The organism is Streptomyces corallincola, assembly GCF_019104725.1.
Classification (GTDB): domain Bacteria; phylum Actinomycetota; class Actinomycetes; order Streptomycetales; family Streptomycetaceae; genus Streptomyces; species Streptomyces corallincola.
Genome location: NZ_JAHRXF010000007.1, coordinates 62,604 through 84,363 on the forward strand (window position 1 = coordinate 62,604; position 21,760 = coordinate 84,363).

18 protein-coding genes and 1 pseudogene are annotated in these 21,760 nt (G+C 73.6%); 5 read left to right on the forward strand and 14 right to left on the reverse strand.

Annotation, left to right across the window (positions count from 1 at the left end; genetic code table 11):
* Nucleotide 1 precedes the first annotated feature (1 nt).
* The 5 genes from KUM39_RS07525 to KUM39_RS07545 form a co-directional block, all read right to left on the reverse strand.
* Nucleotides 2-2,131, reverse strand: coding sequence for a 3-hydroxyacyl-CoA dehydrogenase NAD-binding domain-containing protein (locus KUM39_RS07525; protein ID WP_217784634.1), 2,130 nt, complete (start codon nucleotides 2,129-2,131; stop codon nucleotides 2-4).
* A complete protein-coding gene (locus KUM39_RS07530) occupies nucleotides 2,128-3,348 on the reverse strand; it encodes an acetyl-CoA C-acyltransferase (protein ID WP_217784635.1) in 1,221 nt (406 codons plus the stop codon). The genes KUM39_RS07525 and KUM39_RS07530 overlap by 4 nt, the downstream gene beginning before the upstream one ends.
* A gap of 164 nt (nucleotides 3,349-3,512) precedes the next feature.
* A complete protein-coding gene (locus KUM39_RS07535; RefSeq protein WP_217784636.1) occupies nucleotides 3,513-4,811 on the reverse strand; it encodes an HRDC domain-containing protein in 1,299 nt (432 codons plus the stop codon).
* 212 nt (nucleotides 4,812-5,023) lie between these two features.
* Nucleotides 5,024-5,683, reverse strand: coding sequence for a helix-turn-helix transcriptional regulator (locus KUM39_RS07540; protein WP_217784637.1), 660 nt, complete (start codon nucleotides 5,681-5,683; stop codon nucleotides 5,024-5,026).
* Between the two features lie 399 nt (nucleotides 5,684-6,082).
* Complete coding sequence (locus KUM39_RS07545) at nucleotides 6,083-6,739, reverse strand: DUF3000 domain-containing protein (RefSeq protein WP_217784638.1); 657 nt, start codon at nucleotides 6,737-6,739, stop codon at nucleotides 6,083-6,085.
* Between the two features lie 99 nt (nucleotides 6,740-6,838).
* Between KUM39_RS07545 and hemE the strand changes: the two genes are divergently transcribed.
* Entirely contained in the window at nucleotides 6,839-7,906 is a 1,068-nt protein-coding gene (hemE, locus tag KUM39_RS07550; protein WP_217784639.1) for a uroporphyrinogen decarboxylase, read from the forward strand.
* Nucleotides 7,907-7,950: 44 nt separating this feature from the next.
* Here hemE and KUM39_RS07555 read toward each other — a convergent pair whose 3' ends face one another.
* Nucleotides 7,951-8,775 (reverse strand): rhomboid family intramembrane serine protease, encoded by an 825-nt coding sequence (locus tag KUM39_RS07555; protein WP_217784640.1) that lies wholly within the window; start codon nucleotides 8,773-8,775, stop codon nucleotides 7,951-7,953.
* A 92-nt stretch (nucleotides 8,776-8,867) separates the two neighbouring features.
* On the opposite strand from KUM39_RS07555, the gene KUM39_RS07560 reads away from it, so the two are divergent.
* Nucleotides 8,868-9,170 carry a hypothetical protein gene (locus tag KUM39_RS07560; RefSeq protein WP_217784641.1) on the forward strand — a complete coding sequence of 101 codons (303 nt, stop codon included), beginning with the start codon at nucleotides 8,868-8,870 and terminating at the stop codon, nucleotides 9,168-9,170.
* Nucleotides 9,171-9,189: 19 nt separating this feature from the next.
* On the opposite strand, the gene KUM39_RS07565 is transcribed toward KUM39_RS07560, so the two are convergent.
* Complete coding sequence (locus KUM39_RS07565; RefSeq protein ID WP_217784642.1) at nucleotides 9,190-10,572, reverse strand: FAD-dependent oxidoreductase; 1,383 nt, start codon at nucleotides 10,570-10,572, stop codon at nucleotides 9,190-9,192.
* Nucleotides 10,573-10,668: 96 nt separating this feature from the next.
* Here KUM39_RS07565 and hemG point away from each other — a divergent pair.
* Together hemG and hemQ are read left to right on the forward strand one after the other, a co-directional pair.
* Nucleotides 10,669-12,157: pseudogene (gene hemG, locus KUM39_RS07570) on the forward strand (protoporphyrinogen oxidase).
* Nucleotides 12,154-12,885, forward strand: a complete 732-nt coding sequence (hemQ, locus tag KUM39_RS07575) for a hydrogen peroxide-dependent heme synthase (protein ID WP_217784644.1) — start codon at nucleotides 12,154-12,156, stop codon at nucleotides 12,883-12,885. Before hemG ends, hemQ begins: the two are co-directional and overlap by 4 nt.
* A gap of 48 nt (nucleotides 12,886-12,933) precedes the next feature.
* Here the strand turns inward: hemQ and KUM39_RS07580 are convergent, their stop codons facing one another.
* From KUM39_RS07580 to KUM39_RS07590, 3 genes are all read right to left on the reverse strand, one after another.
* Nucleotides 12,934-14,574 carry an alpha/beta hydrolase gene (locus KUM39_RS07580; protein WP_217784645.1) on the reverse strand — a complete coding sequence of 547 codons (1,641 nt, stop codon included), beginning with the start codon at nucleotides 14,572-14,574 and terminating at the stop codon, nucleotides 12,934-12,936.
* Between the two features lie 278 nt (nucleotides 14,575-14,852).
* The gene (locus tag KUM39_RS07585; RefSeq protein WP_217784646.1) at nucleotides 14,853-15,572 is read right to left on the reverse strand and encodes a DUF4142 domain-containing protein; all 720 of its coding nucleotides are present in this window, start codon (nucleotides 15,570-15,572) and stop codon (nucleotides 14,853-14,855) included.
* Nucleotides 15,573-15,715: 143 nt separating this feature from the next.
* Nucleotides 15,716-17,170, reverse strand: a complete 1,455-nt coding sequence (locus KUM39_RS07590) for an MbnB/TglH/ChrH family RiPP precursor modification enzyme (protein WP_217784647.1) — start codon at nucleotides 17,168-17,170, stop codon at nucleotides 15,716-15,718.
* Nucleotides 17,171-17,473: 303 nt separating this feature from the next.
* On the opposite strand from KUM39_RS07590, the gene KUM39_RS07595 reads away from it, so the two are divergent.
* Nucleotides 17,474-18,673, forward strand: a complete 1,200-nt coding sequence (locus KUM39_RS07595) for a hypothetical protein (protein ID WP_217784648.1) — start codon at nucleotides 17,474-17,476, stop codon at nucleotides 18,671-18,673.
* 4 nt (nucleotides 18,674-18,677) lie between these two features.
* On the opposite strand, the gene KUM39_RS07600 is transcribed toward KUM39_RS07595, so the two are convergent.
* The 4 genes from KUM39_RS07600 to KUM39_RS07615 all read right to left on the reverse strand — a co-directional run bounded on the left by KUM39_RS07600 (nucleotide 18,678) and on the right by KUM39_RS07615 (nucleotide 21,685).
* A complete protein-coding gene (locus KUM39_RS07600) occupies nucleotides 18,678-19,394 on the reverse strand; it encodes an aminoacyl-tRNA hydrolase (protein WP_217784649.1) in 717 nt (238 codons plus the stop codon).
* A gap of 46 nt (nucleotides 19,395-19,440) precedes the next feature.
* Nucleotides 19,441-19,632, reverse strand: coding sequence for a hypothetical protein (locus KUM39_RS07605; RefSeq protein ID WP_217784650.1), 192 nt, complete (start codon nucleotides 19,630-19,632; stop codon nucleotides 19,441-19,443).
* A gap of 19 nt (nucleotides 19,633-19,651) precedes the next feature.
* Nucleotides 19,652-20,506: a polysaccharide deacetylase family protein gene (locus KUM39_RS07610; protein WP_217784651.1), complete on the reverse strand. Its 855-nt coding sequence runs from the start codon at nucleotides 20,504-20,506 to the stop codon at nucleotides 19,652-19,654.
* A 192-nt stretch (nucleotides 20,507-20,698) separates the two neighbouring features.
* The gene (locus KUM39_RS07615; RefSeq protein ID WP_246619769.1) at nucleotides 20,699-21,685 is read right to left on the reverse strand and encodes a slipin family protein; all 987 of its coding nucleotides are present in this window, start codon (nucleotides 21,683-21,685) and stop codon (nucleotides 20,699-20,701) included.
* Nucleotides 21,686-21,760: the final 75 nt, after the last annotated feature.

Sequence of the window (21,760 nt, forward strand, 5' to 3'; positions counted from 1 at the left end):
CCTACGCGGGCACGCTCGCCACGCCCGGCGCCAGGAACGGCTTGCCGTTCACCCGCTCCGAGACGCCCTCGCGGTCCAGGTACGGCGTGATGCCGCCCAGGTGGAAGGGCCAGCCGGCACCGGTGATCAGGCACAGGTCGATGTCCTGCGCCTCGGCGACGACACCCTCGTCGAGCATCAGCCCGATCTCCCGCGCGACCGCGTCCAGCACCCGCGCTCGCACCTGCTCCTCCGTCAGCACGCTGTCGCCCTGCTTCAGCAGCGCCGCGACCTCCGGGTCCAGCTCCGGCTTGCCGCTGTCGTAGACGTAGAAGCCGCGCTTGCCCGCCTCGACGACCGCCCTGAGGTTCGGGGAGACCGTGAAGCGGTCCGGGAACGCCCGGTGGAGGGTCTCCGAGACGTGCAGGCCGATCGCGGGACCGACCAGCTCCAGCAGCACCAGCGGCGACATCGGCAGGCCCAGCGGCTCGACCGCCTTCTCCGCGACGGCGACCGGGGTGCCCTCGTCGATGACGTTCTGGATCTCGCCCATGAACCGGGTCAGGACGCGGTTCACGACGAACGCCGGGGCGTCCTTGACCAGGACGGCCGTCTTCTTCAGCTTGCGGGCCACCGCGAACGCGGTCGCCAGCGAGGCGTCGTCCGTCTTCTCGCCGCGCACGATCTCCAGCAGCGGCAGCACCGCGACCGGGTTGAAGAAGTGGAAGCCGACGACCCGCTCGGGGTGCTTCAGCTTCGACGCCATCTCCGACACCGACAGCGAGGAGGTGTTGGTGGCGAGGATCGCGTGCGCCGGGGCGACCGCCTCGACCTCCGCGAACACCTGCTGCTTGACGCCGATCTCCTCGAAGACGGCCTCGATGACGAAGTCGGCGTCCGCGAAGCCCTCGGCCTTGTCCAGCACACCGGTGACCAGGGCCTTCAGCCGGTTGGCCTTGTCCTGGCCGATGCGGCGCTTGCCGAGCAGCTTGTCGATCTCGGCGTGCACGTAGCCCACGCCCTTGTCGATGCGCTCCTGGTCGATGTCGGTCAGCACGACCGGCACTTCAAGGCGGCGCAGGAACAGCAGCGCGAGCTGGCTGGCCATCAGACCGGCGCCCACGACACCGACCTTGGTGACCGGGCGGGCCAGGTTCTTGTCCGGGGCACCGGCGGGCCGCTTGCCGCGCTTCTGCACCAGGTTGAACGCGTAGATCCCGGAGCGCAGTTCGCCGCCCATGATCAGGTCGGCGAGCGCCTGGTCCTCGGCGTCGTAGCCCCGCTGGAGGTCGCCGTCGCGGGCCGCGTCGATGATGTCCAGCGCGCGGTAGGCGGCCGGGGCCGCGCCGTGCACCTTGGAGTCCGCGACGAACCGGCCGCGCGCGACGGCCTGGTCCCAGCCCTCGCCCCGGTCGATCTCCGGGCGCTCCACGACGATCTCGCCCTTGAGGACGGCCGCCGTCCACACCAGCGACTGCTCCAGGAAGTCCGCGCCCTCGAACAGCGCGTCGGCGATGCCCAGTTCGTGCACCTGGACGCCCTTGAGCTGGCGGTTCTGGTTGAGCGAGTTCTCGATGATCACCGAGACGGCCCGGTCCGCGCCGATCAGGTTGGGCAGCAGGGTGCAGCCGCCCCAGCCGGGCACCAGGCCGAGGAAGACCTCGGGCAGCGAGAACGCCGGGATCGCGGCGGACACCGTGCGGTAGGTGCAGTGCAGACCGACCTCGACACCGCCGCCCATCGCCGCGCCGTTGTAGTACGCGAACGTCGGCACGCCCAGCTTGCCGAGGCGCTTGAAGACCTCGTGGCCGCCCTTGCCGATGGCGAGCGCGTCCTCGTGCCGCTTCAGCAGTTCGACGCCCTTGAGGTCGGCGCCGACCGCGAAGATGAACGGCTTGCCGGTGACACCGGCGGCGACGATCGTGCCCTCGGCGGCCTCCCGGGCGACCTGGTCGATGGCCGTGTCCAGGTTGGCCAGCGACTGCGGTCCGAAGGTGGTCGGCTTGGTGTGGTCCAGGCCGTTGTCCAGCGTGATCAGGGCGAAGCGCCCGGCGTTCAGCGGCAGGTCGAAGTGGCGCACGTGCGCCTGCGTGACGACCTCGTCCGGGAACAGCTCGGCCGCGCCCTTCAGGAGTTCAGCGGTGGTGCTCACTTGTCGCCTCCGTCGAAGTGCGGGTTCTCCCAGACGACCGTCGCGCCCATGCCGAAGCCGACGCACATGGTGGTCAGGCCGTAGCGGACGTGCGGCTGCTCCTCGAACTGCCGGGCCAGCTGGGTCATCAGCCGGACACCGGAGGAGGCGAGCGGGTGACCGTAGGCGATGGCGCCGCCGTACTGGTTGACCCGCGCGTCGTCGTCCGCGATGCCGTAGTGCTCCAGCAGGGCCAGCACCTGGACGGCGAACGCCTCGTTGATCTCGAACAGACCGATGTCGGAGATGTCCAGGCCCGCCTTGGCGAGCGCCTTCTCCGTCGCCGGGATCGGGCCGTAGCCCATGACCTCGGGCTCCACGCCCGCGAAGGCGTAGGAGACCAGGCGCATCTTCACCGGCAGCTCGTGCTCGCGGGCGAAGTCCTCGCTGGCGATGATCGACGCGGTCGCGCCGTCGTTCAGACCGGCCGCGTTGCCCGCGGTGACCCGGCCGTGCACCCGGAACGGCGTCTTCAGTCCGGCCAGGTTCTCCAGCGTGGTGCCGGGACGCATCGGCTCGTCGGCGGTGACCAGGCCCCAGCCCGTCTCCCCGGCCTCCGCGTTGGTACGGCGCACCGACACCGGTACCAGATCGGCCTGGATCTTTCCGTCGGCGTACGCTTTGGCGGCCTTCTCCTGCGAGCGCACCGCGTACTCGTCGGCCCGCAGCTTGGTGATCCGCGGGTAGCGGTCGTGCAGGTTCTCCGCGGTCATGCCCATGAACAGGGCCGACTCGTCCACCAGCTTCTCGCTGACGAAGCGCGGGTTGGGGTCCACGCCCTCGCCCATCGGGTGACGGCCCATGTGCTCGACACCACCGGCGATGACGGCGTCGTAGGCGCCGAACGCGATCGAACCGGCGGTGGTCGTCACGGCGGTCAGCGCCCCGGCGCACATCCGGTCGATGGAGTAGCCGGGCACCGACTGCGGCAGACCGGCGAGGAGACCGGCCGTGCGGCCGAGGGTGAGGCCCTGGTCGCCGATCTGCGTGGTCGCGGCGATGGCGACCTCGTCGATCTTCTTCGGGTCCAGACCGGGGTTGCGGCGCAGCAGCTCCCGGATCGCCTTCACGACGAGGTCGTCGGCGCGGGTCTCGTGGTAGATGCCCTTCGGGCCCGCCTTGCCGAACGGGGTGCGGACGCCGTCTACGAAGACGACATCCCTGACGGTACGAGGCACGATGGCTCTCCTCCAGGGTGCGGGATGGCACTGCCGCGCTGCGCTGCGCTGAGCGCGCGCTCAGTCCCCATGCTACTTATGAGTAACGTAGCTGGACACCCCTCCCCCCGACAGCGGCGAAGGTCACACCGTACGGCGGACCCCCACCCGTCCCGCCGGCGCTGCTACGACTCCTGTGCCGCGGCCTTGTCGAGCGCGGCGGACAGCACCGGCGCCACCTGCGCGACCTGCCAGTTCCGGGCGCCGTGCCCGCCCAACGCGAGGGCGACCGCGTCGGTGCCGGGCTGCGCGGGCGGCTCCCAGCAGACCCGGCGGACCGTGTCCGGGGAGACCAGGTTCTCCTGGGGCATGTTCAGCTCCTCGGCCAGAGCCGTGACGGCGGCGCGGGCGGCGGAGAGCCGGGCGGCGGCGGCCGGGTCCTTGTCGGCCCAGGCGCGCGGCGGCGGCGGACCGGTGATCTGCTGCCCCGGCTGCGGCAGCGCCGACTCCGGCAGCGCCTTCGCCCGGTCCACGGCGGCCTGCCACTGGTCGAGCTGGCGGCGGCCCACCCGGTTGCCGAACGCGTGCAGCGCGGCGAGCGCGTGCGCGTTCGCCGGGACGGCGAGCGCGGCCTCCACGATCGCCGCGTCCGGGAGCACCTTGCCCGGCGACACGTCCCGCCGCCGCGCGATCCGGTCCCGGGTCTCCCACAGCTCCCGCACGACGGCGAGCTGCCGACGCCTGCGCACCTTGTGCATGCCGGACGTGCGGCGCCAGGGCTCCTTGCGGGGCTCGGCGGGCGGGGCGGCGGCGATGGCCGCGAACTCCTCGCGGGCCCACTCCAGCTTGCCCTGCCGGTCCAGCTCCTTCTCCAGCGCGTCCCGCAGGTCCACCAGGAGTTCCACGTCGAGGGCGGCGTAGCGCAGCCAGGGCTCGGGCAGCGGGCGGGTGGACCAGTCCACCGCGGAGTGGCCCTTCTCCAGCACGAAGCCGAGGACGTTCTCCACCATCGCGCCGAGCCCGACCCGCGGGAACCCGGCGAGCCGCCCGGCCAGCTCGGTGTCGAACAGCAGGTCGGGCCGCATGCCTATCTCGCGCAGACAGGGCAGGTCCTGGGTGGCCGCGTGCAGCACCCACTCGGTGCCGGACAGCGCCTCGCCGAGCGCGGAGAGGTCGGGGCAGGCGACGGGGTCGATCAGCGCGGTGCCCGCGCCCTCGCGGCGCAGCTGCACCAGATACGCGCGCTGTCCGTAGCGGTAGCCGGAGGCGCGCTCGGCGTCCACGGCCACGGGGCCGGTCCCGGCGGCGAACGCGGCGACCACCTCGGCGAGCGCCTCCGCGTCCGCGATCACGGGCGGAATGCCCTCCCGCGGTTCGAGCAGGGGTGTCGCCGCCCCCGCCGCAGAAGATCCGGCCTCGTCCGGGGGAGTGCCCCCGGTGGTACGCAGGGAACTGTCTGCTGCGGTGTCTTGGGCGTCGGTCACCTGTCAAGAGTATCCGTGGAACGACGGCGCCCATCGACGGAACGTTCCATCGACGGGCGCCGGGTGGTCGTAAACCAGTCAGGGCGGTGGAATCAGCGGTTCGCGCGGGGCGACCGCCACTGCTCCGGACGGGTCAGCGGGGCCGCGTGGGGCGGCCGGACGGGCGGGGGATCGGGGGTGCGGAGAGGTGAGGCGGGGTGCGGGGTGCCGGGTCAGTGGATGATGCCGGTGCGCAGGGCGACGGCGACCATTCCGGCCCGGTCGCCCGTGCCCAGCTTGCGGGCGATGCGGGCGAGGTGGCTCTTGACGGTCAGGGCGGACAGGCCCATCGAGACGCCGATGGCCTTGTTCGACTGGCCCTCGGCGACGAGGCGGAGCACCTCGACCTCGCGGCCCGACAGCTCGCGGTAGCCGCCCGGGTGGCTCGGGGCACCCGGGGGGCGGCGGTGCATGCGGCCGGCGGCGCCGATGGGGGCGGCACCCGGCCGGGTCGGGAGGCCGATGTTGGTGCGGGTACCGGTGACGACGTAGCCCTTGACCCCGCCCGCGAGGGCGTTGCGGACGGCACCGATGTCGTCGGCGGCGGAGAGGGCGAGGCCGTTGGGCCAGCCCGCCGCGCGGGTCTCGGACAGCAGGGTCAGGCCGGAGCCGTCGGGGAGGTGGACGTCGGCGACGCAGATGTCGCGGGGGTTGCCGATACGGGGACGGGCCTCCGCGACGGACGACGCCTCGATGACGTCACGGACGCCGAGCGCCCACAGGTGACGGGTGACGGTGGAACGGACGCGGGGGTCGGCCACGACCACCATCGCCGTCGGCTTGTTCGGGCGGTAGGCGACCAGGCTTGCGGGCTGCTCGAGGAGAACGGACACCAGGCCTCCTGGGTGGGGGGGACGGGGCCCGGCTTGTGGGGAGGAAGCCGGGAGGAACCGTGCTTTCAAGGTCACAGTCGTCTTCGGCAGCAAACCCGTCCGCCTTTAGGGAATGATCACGATCTAGTGAGTAACATTCCGTGCAATTCGGACGCGCGCTCGATCATCCGAAGATCGAGTCGGTTCGAGTCGATGCCGTTCGAGTGCGAAAAGTGGCCGTATCGACAAAGAGAGAGTCAATACGGGGCCCTGGAGGATTAAGCGCCGGAGGACCGGTTGCCGTACGCGAATGCCAAGGGCGGTGTGCGGAAACGGCCGGGAACGCACCACTGCCCGGTCCGTACGGACCGGGCAGTGAGGTCGTGCGGACCGGGCAGTCGAGCCGTGCGGGCGTCCCGCTCAGCGGGCCTGCGGGTCCCTGCGCTGCGGCAGCGTCACCACCGAGGCGTCACCCGGACCGGCCGGGGGCAGCCCGCCCACCTGCGCCAGCAGATCGCACCACGCCAGCAGATGGGAGCCGGTGTCCGGGACCCCGCCGAGCCCTTCGCGGGGCGTCCAGGAGGCGCGGATCTCGATCTGCGAGGCGGGCGGACGCTCCGAGATCCCGCCGAAGTAGTGCGAGCTCGCCCGCGTCACCGTGCCGCTCGGCTCCCCGCACGCCAGGCCGCGCGCCTGGAGCGCCCCGGTCAGCCAGGACCAGCACACCTCCGGCAGCAGCGGGTCCGCCGCCATCTCCGGCTCCAGCTCCGCCCGCACCAGCGTCACCAGCCGGAACGTGCCCCGCCAGGCGTCGTGCCCGGCCGGGTCGTGCAGCAGCACCAGACGGCCGTCCGCCAGCTCCTGCTCGCCGTCGGCCACCACCGCCTCCAGCGCGTACGCGTACGGCGCCAGCCGCTGCGGGGCGGGGGTGGGGTCCACTTCCACCTGGGGTCGCAGCCGCGCCGCGCGCAGCGCGTCCACAGCGGCCCGGAAGGCCGGCGGTGGAGCCGAACCCGTGCCCTTCGCGTCGTCCATTCCGTCAGCGCCGTCCGACAGTCGTCCCTGAGCCGCAGCCATGCGGGGAAGAGTAAGGGGAACGGCGCCCCCGCGCGGGGAGGACACCCCCTCAAGGACGCCCGCACTTCTCACCGCGCGGGCCGTGGGAGACTTTCCGGCGTGAGTGCAACGGGAAGCCCCTCGGGCGGACAGACGACAGCGACGTACGACAGCGCCTTCCTGAAGGCGTGCAGGCGCGAGCCCGTGCCGCACACCCCCGTCTGGTTCATGCGCCAGGCCGGGCGTTCCCTCCCGGAGTACCGCAAGGTCCGCGAGGGCGTCCCCATGCTGGAGTCCTGCACACGGCCCGAGCTGGTCACCGAGATCACGCTCCAGCCGGTGCGCCGCCACAACGTGGACGCGGCGATCTACTACAGCGACATCGTCGTCCCCCTCAAGGCCATCGGCCTCGACCTCGACATCAAGCCCGGTGTCGGGCCGGTCGTCGCCGAGCCCATCCGCACCCGCGCCGGTCTCGCGCGGCTGCGCGACCTCACCCCCGAGGACGTCTCCTACGTCACCGAGGCCATCGGCATGCTCACCGCCGAGCTGGGATCCACCCCGCTCATCGGCTTCGCGGGCGCGCCGTTCACCCTGGCGAGCTACCTCGTCGAGGGCGGCCCCTCGCGCACGTACGAGAACGCCAAGGCGATGATGTACGGCGACCCCGAGCTGTGGGCCGACCTGCTCGACCGCCTCGCCGACATCACGGCCGCCTTCCTCAAGGTCCAGATCGAGGCCGGGGCCTCCGCCGTCCAGCTGTTCGACTCCTGGGCCGGTGCCCTCGCCCCCCTCGACTACCGGCGCTCCGTCATGGCCGCCTCCGCCAAGGTCTTCGACGCCGTCGCCGGGTACGGCGTGCCCCGCATCCACTTCGGTGTCGGCACCGGGGAGCTGCTGGGGCTCATGGGTGAGGCCGGGGCGGACGTCGTCGGCGTGGACTGGCGTGTCCCCCTCGACGAGGCCGCCCGCCGGGTCGGCCCCGGCAAGGCGCTCCAGGGCAACATCGACCCCACCCTCCTCTTCACCGACCCCGCCACCGTCGAGACGCACGCCGACGAGGTCCTCGCCTCCGCCGCCGCCCTCGACGGGCACATCTTCAATCTCGGCCACGGGGTCATGCCCAACACGGACCCGGACGCGCTGACCCGCCTGGTGGACTACGTCCACACGAAGACGCTGCGTTAGCGCTCGCCGCTCCGTCCCCCCCAGGTCCCTCTTCCGCCGCCGCGTCACCATGCCCGGCGGGGGTGGGCCCTGCGGCCGAAGAGGAGGTTGCGGGGTTCGGGTGGGGGCGGGGTGCCGGGTTTGAGGGGCCAGGCGAGGAGCATGCCGGTGACGAAGCCGACGACGTGGGCGGCGTACGCGACGCTCGCGGTGCCGGAGGCGGCGTGCCCGGAGGAGTACCACGCCTGGAGCACGAACCAGAACCCCAGCACCAGCCAGGCGGGCAGCCGCAGCGGCAGGAACACCAGGAACGGCACCAGCACCCACACCCTGGCCCTCGGATACAGCACCAGATACGCCCCGAGCACCCCCGCGATCGCCCCGGACGCCCCGATCAGCGGCTCCCCGGACGACGCGTTGAGCAGCGCGAACCCGTAACTCGCCGCGTAGCCGCAGAACACGTAGAAGAGGAGGAACCGGATGTGGCCCATCCGGTCCTCCACGTTGTTGCCGAAGATCAGCAGGAAGAGCATGTTGCCGAGCAGGTGTGGCCAGCCGCCGTGCAGGAACATCGCCGTGAACACCGACAGCGCGGGCGACTTGTCGTAGGACGGCGGCCCGAGCACACAGCCGGGGCCGTGTACGCCCGTGCCGACCGCGCCCGTCGGCACCAGGCGAGGCAGTTGGTCGTGGATCAACTCCCTCGGCACGGCCGCGTAATGGCCGACGAACGCCTGGAGATCGCAGAGCCGGGCCAGCCGGTCGCCCCCGCCCGGCGGGACCACCGTGCCGGGCATGGTGAGGAAGACGAGCACACAGGCGGCGATGAGCGCGTACGTGACAAGGGGCGTACGCCGCACCGGATTCACGTCATGGACGGGGATGACCACACTGGAGTAATGCCCCGAAGCGGCGGGCGGAACCGGTGAACACCCCGGTGCGGTCACGCGTATTGATGCGCAACCGACGTGAGGATGACGCGATGGACGAGCGCACCGCCCCCGCCCTGCACGCCCTGCCCGACGGCGAGGCGGAACTCAGCCTCGTCGTACGGCTGCCCTGGGAGGACATCGCCCGGCTCGGCCAGGACGCGGCCCGCCTCGCCGCCCAGACCCAGCGCCCCGTCACCCTCGACGAGGCCGTCAGCCACCGCCTCCGCACCCTCCGCACCACCGCCACCCACGCCCGCCAGACCACCGAGCACCCTCCGCAGACCCAGCAGACGCAGCAGACCCCGGCCCAGGCCCAGGTGGCCTCCCTGCCCCGCCTGAGCGGCACGGGCTGAGCCCGGCGGGGAACACGCCCTAACCCCGGACCTTCGCCGTCGCCTTGCGGGCCGCCACCAGGACCGGGTCCCAGACCGGGGAGAACGGCGGCGCGTAGCCGAGATCGAGCGCGGTCATCCGCTCGACGGTCATCCCGGCGGTGAGCGCGACCGCCGCGACGTCCACCCGCTTGGCAGCCCCCTCGCGCCCGACGATCTGGACGCCGAGCAGCCGCCCGGTCCCGCGCTCGGCCAGCATCTTCACCGTCATCGGGGAGGCCCCGGGGTAGTACCCGGCGCGGCTGGTGGACTCGATGGTGACCGTCTCGAAGCGCAGCCCCACCCGCTCCGCGTCCTTCTCGCGGAGCCCGGTGCGGGCGATCTCCAGATCGCAGACCTTGCTGACGGCGGTGCCCACGACACCGGGGAACGTGGCATAACCGCCACCCGCGTTGGTGCCGATGATCTGCCCGTGCTTGTTGGCGTGGGTGCCCAGCGGGACGTACTGCTCGCGGCCGGAGACGAGGTTGACGACCTCGACGCAGTCGCCGCCCGCCCAGATGTCCTCGTGACCCCGCACCCGCATCCCGAGGTCGGTGCGGAGACCGCCGTGCGCGCCGAGCGGAAGCCCGGCGGCGCGGGCGAGACCGGTCTCGGGACGGACGCCGATGCCGAGGACGACGACGTCCGCCGGGTACTCCGCGTCCCGGGTCACCACCGAGCGGACCCGCCCGTCGTCACCGGTGCGCACCTCGGTGACCTCGGCGCCGCCGACCATCGTGATGCCGAGCCCCTCCATCGCCCGGTGCACCAGCCGCCCCATGTCCGGGTCGAGGGTGGACATCGGCTCGCTGCCCCGGTTGACCACGGTCACCTCGTAGCCGCGCTTGATCAGCGCCTCGGCCATCTCCACGCCGATGTACCCGGCGCCGACCACCACCGCGCGCCGCCCCCGGTCCAGGGCGAGCGAGTCCAGCAGGGCCTGCCCGTCGTCCAGGGTCTGCACCCCGTGCACACCGGGCGCGTCCATACCGGGCATGTCCGGGCGGACCGGCCGGGCACCCGTGGCGATCACCAGCTTGTCGTACCCCGTCCACGCCTCCGTACCGGCGTCCAGGTCCCGGGTGCGGACCGCCCGCCGCTCCGGGTCGATCTCCACGACCTCGGTCCGCGTCCGCAGGTCGATGTCCCGCTCCCGGTGCTCCTCGGGGGTACGGGCGATCAGCTCGTCCCGCTCCCCGACGTCGCCGCTCACCCAGTAAGGGATGCCGCACGCCGAGTACGAGGTGAAGTGCCCGCGCTCGAACGCGACGATCTCCAGCTCGTCCGGCTTCCGCATCCGGCGCGCCTGCGACGCGGCGGACATACCGGCGGCGTCCCCGCCGATGACGACCAGGCGCTCGCGCCCACCCTTGTCACTCATACGAACACGCTACGGCGCACGCCCACTTCGGCGCCGGGCGGGCTCGCCGTGCGGGGGGCCGCGGGCCCGGACACGGGGATCTGAGACAGTGGGGGCATGAGCGCAGCGACCACCACCAGCAGGCATGTCGTCGTCATCGGGGCCGGTGTCGCCGGACTGGCCGCCGCGCTGCGGCTGCTCGGGCGGGGGGCGCGGGTGACCGTGCTGGAGGCGTCGGAGCGGGTCGGCGGCAAGCTCCTGCCGGGTGAGATCGCGGGCGTACGGGTCGATCTCGGCGCCGAGTCGATGCTCGCCCGGCGCCCGGAGGCGCTGGACCTCGCCCGCGAGGTGGGACTCACCGACCGGCTCCAGCCGCCCGCCACCGCCAGCGCCGCCCTGTGGACGCGCGGCGAGCTGCGCCCCATGCCGGGCGGGCACGTCATGGGCGTGCCCGGCACCGCCGCCGCGCTCACCGGGGTGCTCTCCGCCGAGGGGCTGGCCCGCGTCGAGCGGGACGCCGAGCTGCCCCGCACCGAGGTCGGTGACGACGTGGCGGTCGGCGAGTACGTCGCCGCCCGGCTCGGCCGCGAGGTCGTGGACCGGCTGGTCGAGCCGCTGCTCGGCGGGGTGTACGCGGGCGACGCGTACCGCATCTCGCTCCGCTCCGCCGTCCCCCAGCTCTACCAGGCCGCCCGCACCCACACCTCGCTGACCGGCGCCGTCCGCGAGATCCAGGCCCGCGCGGCGGCGAACCCCCGCACCGACCCGGTGTTCATGGGCATCGAGGGCGGGGTCGGCACCCTCCCGCTCGCCGTCGCGGACGCGGTCCGCACGCGGGGCGGTGAGATCCTCACCGGGACGCCGGCGACCGCGCTGCGCCGCGACCCCGCCGGTGGCTGGCACGTCGGGACCCCCGGCCGTGTCCTCACCGCCGACGCCGTGATCGTCGCCGTGCCCGCACCGGCCGCCGCCCGGCTGCTGCGCGCCGAGGCCCCGGCCGCCGCGACCGCGCTGGACACGGTCGAGTACGCGTCGATGGCGCTGGTCACCCTCGCCTACCGGCGGGCCGGGCTCGGCCTGCCCGAGGGCAGCGGCTTCCTGGTGCCGCCGGTGGACGGGCACACCATCAAGGCGTCCACGTTCGCGTCCCGCAAGTGGGGCTGGATCGCGGACGAGGACCCGGACGTGTTCGTCCTGCGCACCTCGGTGGGGCGGTACGGCGAGGCGGCCGTCCTGGAGCGGGACGACACCGAACTGGCCGAGGTCTCCCGGCACGACCTGCGGGCGGCGACCGGCCTGGACGCCGAGCCGCTGGAGTACCGGGTCACCCGCTGGACCGACGGCCTGCCGCAGTACCCGGTCGGCCACCACGCGCGGGTCGCCCGCATCCGCGAGCGGGTCGCCGAGCTGCCGGGCCTCGCGGTCTGCGGCGCCGCGTACGACGGCGTGGGCATCCCCGCCTGCGTGGCGAGCGCGCGGGCGGCGGTGGACGCGGTGGCGGGCGGCGTACTGGAGGGGGCCGGGGCGCCGGACGCGTGAGGCGCCGTCCGCCAGGGCCCACCCGGTGCCGAGCACGGCGGGCGGAGCGGGAGAATGGGGCCCATGAGTGACGACGCCCCCACCACCGAGCCCGGCAGAATCCCGAACAAGGGCAAGCTGGCCAAGGACCTGAACGAGGTCATCCGCTACACCCTGTGGTCCGTCTTCAAGCTGAAGGACGCGCTGCCCGAGGACCGCGCGGGCTACGCCGAAGAGGTCCAGGAACTCTTCGACCAGCTCGCCGCCAAGGACGTCACCGTCCGTGGCACCTACGACGTGTCCGGGCTGCGTGCCGACGCCGATCTGATGATCTGGTGGCACGCGGAGACCAGCGACCAGCTCCAGGAGGCGTACAACCTCTTCCGCCGCACCCGCCTCGGGCGCGCGCTGGAGCCGGTCTGGTCCAACATGGCGCTGCACCGCCCCGCCGAGTTCAACCGCTCGCACATCCCCGCGTTCCTCGCGGACGAGACGGCCCGCGACTACGTGAGCGTCTACCCCTTCGTCCGCTCGTACGACTGGTATCTGCTGGCCGACGAGGACCGGCGCCGGATGCTCGCCGACCACGGCAAGATGGCGCGCGGCTACCCGGACGTCCGCGCCAACACGGTCGCCTCGTTCTCGCTGGGCGACTACGAGTGGATTCTCGCCTTCGAGGCCGACGAGCTGTACCGCATCGTGGACCTCATGCGGCACCTGCGCGCCTCCGAGGCCCGGATGCACGTCCGCGAGGAGGTCCCGTTCTACACGGGCCGCCGCAAGGACGTGGCCGAACTGGTCGCCGGCCTGGCCTGAGGCCACACCCGCGGGGGCCCGGCCCTCGAGGGGGCACCCCCGCTTCCCCTACGGCTTCGGTTCCGGGCGGGGTGCGCAGGTCGTGTGGCGGCCGGGCACCCTGCCCCGGAGCAGGTAGGCGTCCAGGTGGGCGTTGACGCAGGCGTTGGGGCCGCCGCCGATGCCGTGCGTGCCCGCGTCCCGCTCGGTGACCAGCGCGGACCCGGCCAGCCGCCGGTTCATCTCCAGCGCCCCCGCGTACGGCGTGGCCGCGTCCCGTTCCGCCGCCAGGATCAGCACCGGCGGGGTGTCACCGGGCGCGGTCCGCACGTCCACCGGCCGCTGCCGGGGCGCGGGCCAGTAGGCGCACGGCAGGTTCATCCACGCGTTGTCCCAGGTCTCGAACGGCGCGGTGCGCGCCAGCCGGGTGTTGTCCCGGTCCCACACCGCGAAGTCGGTCGGCCAGTCCGCGTCGTTGCACTCGACGGCCGTGTAGACGGCGGTGGAGTTCTCCGCCTTCGCCACCCCGTCCCGGTCCGGCCGCGCCAGCTTCACCAGCGGTTCCGGGTCGCCCTTGAGATAGGCGGAGAGCGCGGCGGCCCGGCTCGGCCAGTAGGTGTCGTAGTACCCGGCGGTCAGGAACGCGTTCTGCAACTGGCCGGGGCCCACCTCGCCCCCGGCCGCCCGCTCGGCCAGCCGCGCGCTCGCCGTGTCGTAGGCGCGCCGCACGGCCTCGGCGGTGGTGCCGAGGCCGTACACCTCGTCGTGCCGGGCGATCCACTCGCGGAAGTCGGTCCAGCGCTCCTCGAACGCGGCCGACTGGTCGAGGTTGTCGCGGTACCAGATCTTGGCCGGGTCCGGGTCCACCGCCGAGTCCAGCACCATCCGCCGTACGTGGCCGGGGAAGAGGGTGGCGTAGAGCGCGCCGAAGTAGGTGCCGTACGACGCGCCCATGAACGTCAGCCGGTCCTGGCCGAGGGCGGCGCGCAGTACGTCGAGGTCGCGGGCGTTGTTCAGCGAGGTGTAGTGGCGCAGCCGGTTGCCGGAGCGGGTCAGGCAGCCGCGCGCGTACTCCCTGGCCTGCGCGGTCCGCTGCCGTTTGTACTCCTCCGAGGGGTGCTCGGGGGACGGGGTGGGCGCCTTGATGTGCGTCTTCGGGTCCTCGCAGGACAGCGGGTCGGTGCCGTCCACCCCGCGCGGGGCGTACCCGACGAGGTCGTACGCGGCGGCGATGCGCTGCCAGGCGGGGAGCGTCCCGGCCAGCGGGAAGTACACCCCGGACGCGCCGGGGCCGCCGGGGTTGTAGACCAGGGCGCCCTGGCCGGGAACCTTGCGCTTGCTGTTGTGCGGGTCCCGGTGGGTGGCCGGGGCGCGGCTCACCGTCAGCTCGATCTGTCCGCCGTCCGGGCGGGCGTAGTCCAGCGGGACGCGGACCGTGCCGCAGCGCAGGGTGTCGGGGGCGCCGGGCAGGTCGTCGCACGGGCCGAAGGCGATGCCCGCCGCGCGCGCCCGGGAGGCGGCGAGGGTGACGCCCCGGAGTTCGGCGGCGCCGGGAGCACCGAGGGAGCCGGGGGAGCCGAGAGCGCCGGAGGGGCCGGGGTCGGCCGCTGCGGCGGCGCCGCGCGCCTGGGGTGTGCCGCCCGCCGGGGCCACGGCCAGGGTGGTGAGCAGCAGGGAACCGGCGGCCGTGAACAGGGCGGCAGTTCTCATCGCATGTCCCTTCGGTGCGGCGGCGATGGCACGGCTGCCACGGCCCGGCACGACACCAGGGATGTTTCGGACGGTCACCGCCCGGCGCAAGCACCGGAGTCCGGGTGTCGCCCCCAATGCGCCCATGCGCCCCTGAGGCCGGGCGCACGCCCCTGAGATCCGTCGGGGTCACACGGACGCGGCATCCCCGCCGGGGCCAGTACGACCGGCACCGCCGCCCGCACCTGCCGTACCGCGCCCGCGACGCCCCCCGCGCGGGAGGCGGCGCACGCCCGCTGCTACGACCCGTTCGAGCCGGGTACGACCGGCAGCACCGAGGCGGGCGGGACCAGCGGGGGAGTGGGCACCGGGGTCGGGGAGGCGCCGAGGTCGCGCGCGATGCCGGGGAAATCTACGTCCCCGGTGGCCTCCAGGACCCGGATGTGGTCCAGCACGGTCGCGTTGGCGTCCTCGGCCAGGTCGCGGACCAGCACGTTCTGGGTGCTCGCGCGGATCTGCGCGACCAGCGAGAACACCCGGCCGTGCGCGAGGCGCAGGATCTCCGCGAACCGCCCGTCGAACTCCTTGCCCTGGCTGCTCCGCAGGGTGCCGAGCCACTGCCGCTGCTGCTCGTTGGGCTCGTTGGGCAGCGGGAGGTTCAACTGCGTGGCGACGGTGCGGGCGTGCGCGTCCAGCGTGGTGTGCCCCTCGACGAGGTGCCGTCCCGCGTCCCGTACGGCCTCCGTGGTCCCCTTGCGCCGTGCCATCTCCCCGGCGGGCAGCTCCCACAGGCCCGCCAGGCGGACCTTGGTGACGAAGTCCCGGTCGGCGGCGGACAGCGGCCCGTAGGGGGTGGTGACCGTCCGCGCGGACAGCACGTCGGCGCTGGCCGCGCCGGACCGTCCGGCGTACGACCAGACCGGGTAGACCAGCGCGGCGGCGGTCGCCGCGAGGGCCACGACGATGAGCCCGGTACCGCTGAGAACGCCCCGGCCGGGGGCGGGAGTTCGTGGTCGCATGGTGCCTCCTGCACCGCGCCGGAGTGCGTGGGGCGCGGAAAGGGCATCGTACTGCGGCGGATCGGGGCGGCGCCGGGTGCGGGGGCGGCCTACCCCGTGGGGGAGACGGCTCGGGACGGGGTCCGCACTGGACGCCCCGCCCTTCAGCCCCTGCGCAGCAGCACCCTCGCGCGGGAGGCCAGGCCCGGCCGCCGGGGTTCGGGACCGGCGCGGTCCGCCCACCACTCCTGGAGCAGGCGGCGCGCGCGGTCGTCGGCCGGGCGGTCACCGGCCAGCAGGGCCGCGGCGAAGTCCAGGGCGTCACGCCGGTATCCGCCGGTCATCGGCCTGGTGCGCGCGTACCGCAGGAACTCCGCGCGGTAGCCCTCCCCGAGGATCTCCGGCAGTTCCGGCGCGACCTTCGCCACCACGTCCGCCCGCTTCGCGGCGAGCGCCCGCGCCTGCACGCCCATCCGCACCCGGTCGAATCCCTCGGGCACGGGGGTCCCGGCGACCAGGGCCGAGAGCACGGCGGCCTGCGCGACGGCGAGGCGCTGACGGGCGGGGACGAGGGTGTCGTGCGGAGAGGCAAGTGTGCTGTTCTCGCCGGGAGTTGAGGCGACCGCACCCGCAGCCGCACCCGCACCCGCGCCCGCGCCCGAAGCCGAAGGGGCAGGGGTGGCAGTAGCCGCCGTCGCCCCCGGCCCGGGCTCCCCGCCGACCCGGCCCGCCGCGAGTGCCGCCGCCGCGACCGCCGTACGCGTGCCCCGGAGGTCGCCGAGGACGCGCCCGCGCTCCACGGCCTGCCGGACGGCGACGAGTTCCCGCTCCAGTTCCGCGGGCCGGGGGAAGTTGTCGTCCCGCTCCAGCAGGACACCGGGGGGTGCGGTGCGGGCGGCGAGGTCGGTGAGGATGTCCAGGACCGGGCGCGGGACGGGATGGGCGTGGGTGTCGTGCCAGACGCCGTCGCGTTCGTGGCCCCCGGCGACATGGACGTAGGCGAGGGCCTCTACGGGGAGTTCCGCGAGGGCGGTCGCCGGATCCTCGCCCCGGTTGACGTGGTTGGTGTGCAGGTTGGCCACGTCGATGAGGAGCCGTACGCCGGTGCGTTCGACCAGTTCGGCGAGGAACCGGCCCTCGGACATCTCCTCGCCGGGCCAGGAGAAGAGGGCGGCGATGTTCTCCAGGGCGAGGGGGACCGGCAGGGCGGCCTGGGCGACGCGCACGTTCTCGCAGAGCACGTCGAGGGCGTCGCGGGTGCGGGGGACGGGCAGCAGATGACCCGCCTCCAGCGGCGCCGAGGCGGTGAGCGCCCCGCCGCCGCGTACGAACGCGATGTGCTCGGTGACGAGGGGCGCGCCGAGCGCCTCCGCCCGCTCGGCGAGCGCCCGCAGCCGGTCCTCGGCGGGCGGTTCGGCGCCGCCGAGACCGAGGGAGACACCGTGCGGTACGACGGTCACACCGCGCTCGCGCAGCCGTACCAGGGAGTCGGGCAGGTGTCCGGGACAGATGTTCTCCGCCACGACCTCGACCCACTCCACCCCCGGCATCCGCTCCACGGCCTCCGCGATCTCCGGCCGCCACCCGATCCCGGCCCCCAGCCGCACCGAACTCTCCATCACCGCTCCTCCCCTCCCGCGAACGCGCCCTCCCGCGAACGAGGCAAATATGGCCCAGCTCACTCCCCCCGAACCCCGCCCGGCCGCCCTTCAGAGCAACATTTGAGCTTGGGGCCCGGCCCCCGGAACACGGCAGCACCGTCCGGCACCCGCTCCTCACGCGTCCACGCGCGCGGGACTCCCGCCCCGGCCCGCACGGCCCGTGTGTCCGGATAAGCGTTCCGGTGCGGGGGAAGGATGGTCACCGGTGGCCCGTCCCCGCTCCGGTGGGGCGGCGCCGAACCATCGGGCCGGGGGTGGGTCGTGGGATGGGTACTGCGGTCGTGGTGGCCGGTCCGGCTGCTGGCCGGGGCGAGCGTCGTGGCGCTGGTCGCGCGGGTGGCGCTGGTGTCCCAGGGGGTGCTCTACGGGCGTACGCAGGTGCTGCGGGTGGACGGCATGATCGCCGCCCTCGCGGTCCTCGCGCTGGCGCTGGGGCTGGCGCACCGGCCGCCGGGAGGCGCGTCGGGTCCGGCGCTCGGGGCCTCCGACCGGTGGAACGTCGTCACCGGGGTCACCGGGCTGCTGGTGCTCGCCGTGTCGGCGGTGAGTCTGTTCTCGCCCATCGACAGGCCCGGCCTGCCCAAGGCGGCCTGCCCCAACGCCCGTACGCAGAAGACCGCGTACGTCGGTCTGACCGCGGGCGACCTGGGCAACAACAGCCGCAGCGGGCCCGGTCGCGCACACCCGGCGAACGGGCGCTTCCCGGCCGACTGCTCGGTGGGGTTCTCCGACTACTGCCTGGGTGACCCGATCCTCGACGACACCGGCTCCACCAAGCACCAGCAGTGGGTGACCAACCGCTGGCTCCGGATCGCCAAGCAGCCCTCCTCGTGGTGGAGTTGGCGCTCCTGGACCGCCGAGACCCTTTCCGACGAGCAGTCCGGCGACCAGTTCATCACCGACGCCTACGTCATCCCGGCGACCCCCTACGAGGGTCTGCGCCGGGCCGACGACAAGGTCTGCGGCCACCAGTACCCCGCCGGTCCCGCCGCCCTGGGGTGGTTCGCCGAGAAGCGCTATCCGGGGCTGAAGACCCCCGACGTCGAACTCTCCGCCACCTCGGACCACGCCGTGAACATCGGCTTCGCCGTGTATCTGCCGCCCGGCGAGGGGTTCCGCGAGCAGGACGTGGTCCTCCCGCTGTACGACGAGTCCCTGTCGGCCGCGCAGAATCCCGGCCGCGTCCTGCCGCGCAGCGGCAACCGCAAGACGATCACCTGGACGTACGGCGAGCCGCTGCGGGCCCGCCTGCTGCCCGGCCACAAGGGCGCCGCGCACGTCCTGCTCATGGCGATCCCGTGCGTCTCCGACAACCTGCACGACGACCTCCGGAAGGCCGCCCTCGCCCGCTACGACATCACTCCGGACGGCCCACCGCACAAGGCCGCCCTCACGCTCGCGCGGTACGACCGCGCCGTCCTCGGCAGGCTGGCCCTCGCGGCCTGCCAGGCCAACGTCTGACCGGCTATCGCAGGGCCGGGTGGTCCGCCACCACGGTCGCGCTGCCCGGTGCGATCTCCGTGAAGCCCGCGTCACGGACCAGAGGGAGGCCGGAGGCGGTGAGACGGGGCCAGGCGGTGGGGGCGGCGGTGCGGACGGCGAGGGGGAAACCGGCTTCGCGCCAGGTGGTGCGGGCGGCGGGGGAGAGGGCCCACCAGGCGAGTTGGGCGGCGTGGCCGGTCTGGGCCATCGTCTTGCCCGCGGACATCTCCAGATCGGGGTTGAGCCAGAGGACCGGGACGCCGGGCGCGGGCGGGGCGGGCTCACCGGGGTCGTCCAGTTCGGTGCCGGACACCTGGAGCTTCACGAGATCCTTGGGCCAGCCGTCCAGCGGAACCGGCGGGAAGACCCGTACCTCCGCCGAACCGCCCGTCAGGGTGATGCCGGGCAGCGCCCCGGCCCGCCGCCACTCCGCGCCCCGCGCCCGCCGGACGACCTTGCGGATACGGGCGTCCTCCCAGTTCCGCACGGCCTCCGCCCACGCGCCGTCCCCGTCCGCCCGCTCGTCGGAGAGCAGGACGAGGACGGCACGGGCGGCCGTCTCCAGCGCGTCGGTGCGGGCGGGCGGCGCGTCCCGCTCGATCCGGACCACCAGGGGCAGTACGAACTGGGGCGCCTCGTCGCGGGCGGTGCGCTCGGTCTGGAAGGGGCTCTCGCCCGGAGCAGCGGCTTCAGATGTCACGGGAGCCCAGCCTACGGGGCGTGGCGGCGCCGCCCGCCGGGGCGGGTCACCCCGAGCAGGCGGTGCGCTGCGCCTCCTGCCACTCGCACACCGGGCACAGCGTGATCCCCCGGTGCGACTCCGGGTACTCCGTCGGCTCCCGGCACAGCACGCACTCCGCGTACGGCGGGCCGTCGGCGGTGACCGGCCGCGCCGGTACGACGGGTGTGCGGTGACCGGAGTCGTCGGGTGCGCTCATGCCCTCCAGCGTAGGACGCTCACCGTCCCGCGCGGGACTGTCCGATCAGCTCGGACACTTTGACGAACCGGTACCCCTGCCTGCGCAGTTCCGGGACGACCGTGCGGACGACCTGCTCGGTGGTCGGCGCCGCGCTGCGTGTGCAGTGCATGACGACCACCGAACCGGGCTTCACCCCGTCCAGCACCTGCCGTACGACCGCGTCCGCGTCCGTGGCGAACGCGTCGCCGCTGACCACGTCCCACTGGACCGCGGTGACGCCGGTGCCGTTCAGCGCGCGCAGCGCCTTGTCGTCGTAGCAGCCGCCGGGGAAGCGGAAGTACGGCATGGGGTTGCGGACGCCCGCCTTGCGCAGCGAGGTGTATGCCCGCTCCACGTCCGCGCGGATGCCGTCGGCGCCGACGGTCGGCAGGCCGTAGCAGTCGGCGGTGGCCGCGTAGTGGCTGTAGGAGTGGTTGGCCACCTCGAACCCGGGGTCGGTGCCCAGCGCACGGGCCTCGGCGGGGTACTCGTCGGCCCAGCGGCCGGTCATGAACACGGTCGCCGGGACCTTGAGCGAGCGCAGCGCACTGATCAGACCGGGGTTGTCGAACCGCTCACCGGAGGCGGCGCGCGGTCCCTCGTCGGCGGTCATGTCGGCGTCGAAGGTCAGCGCGACGGTCTTGGCGGTGCGCGGCCCGTGCTCGAACACCGGGGTCAGACCACCGGGGCCGGGCGCGAGCACCGGCGGGCCGGTGGGGGAGGGGGAGGCGGAGGCGCCCGGACGGGCGGGGGCCGGGTGAGCGGCCTTGGCGTGGGGGTCGGCGCTCTGGCAGGCGGCGAGAGCGGCACCCAGGGCGCAGACGGCGGCGATACGGCGTACGGAAGCGATCACCGTACGAAAGTAGGACTGAATGAACGGTTATCGGTTGATATGACCCGTGCCGCGACCGTCCGGTCACTCGCCCGGCGGGGCGGACCGGGACGGCCGCGTGAGACGGGGCGCGCGAGTCGGGTCTGACGGGGGCGGGACGCGCCGGGCCTGACGGGGACGGGACGCGCCGGGCGTGATGGGAGCGGGGGCCGCTCAGCTCTCGGTCACCTGCCGCTCCCCGATCCCCGGCATGCCCGGCTCACCCGGGCCGCCCTCATCCTCACCCTCCGACTCCGACTCCACCTGCTCCGGAAGCGGCGGCAGCTCCGACATGTCCAGCGGACCCGGACCCGGCACGGCGTCCGGCACGGCGTCCGGTATGGCGGGAACCGGCGTCCCGGACGGCATCCGCGCACCCCGCTGCTCCGCCGCACCCTCCGGCCGGTTCCCCCGCTCCAGGAAGTGCAGCAGCTCCACCGGGATCGGCAGGACCAGCGTCGAGTTCTTCTCCGCCGAGACCGCCATCACCGTCTGGAGCAGCCGGAGCTGGAGGGCCGCCGGGGTGTCGGCCATCTGCTGGGCCGCCTCGGCGAGCTTCTTGGACGCCTGGAGTTCGGCGTCCGCGTTGATGATCCGCGCCCGGCGCTCCCGGTCGGCCTCGGCCTGGCGGGCCATCGACCGCTTCATGGTGTCGGGCAGCGACACGTCCTTGATCTCGACCCGGTCCACCTGGATGCCCCAGCCGACGGCCGGGCTGTCCAGCATGAGTTCGAGGCCCTGGTTGAGCTGCTCACGGTTGGAGAGCAGATCGTCCAGGTCGCTCTTGCCGATGATCGAGCGCAGCGAGGTCTGCGCCATCTGGGAGACCGCGAACCGGTAGTCCTCGACCTTGACCAGGGCGCTCGCCGCGTCGATCACCCGGAAGTACACGACCGCGTCCACGCGCACGGTGACGTTGTCGCGGGTGATGCCCTCCTGGGCCGGGATCGGCATCGTCACGATCTGCATGTTCACCTTGGTGAGCCGGTCCACGAACGGCACGACCAGGGTCAGCCCCGGTTCGCGGACCTCACCGGCGAGGCGGCCGAGCCGGAACAGCACCCCGCGCTCGTACTGCTTCACCACCCGCGCGGCCATCCCGAGGCACACGAGACCGACGCACAGGACGGCGATCACGGCTCCGAGCAGTTCAGGAAGCATGGTGGACCCCCTCGGCGGGAGAGGCTGACTGCCTGCTTCTTCAACGATATGCCCGGATTCGAACAGACGGACCCG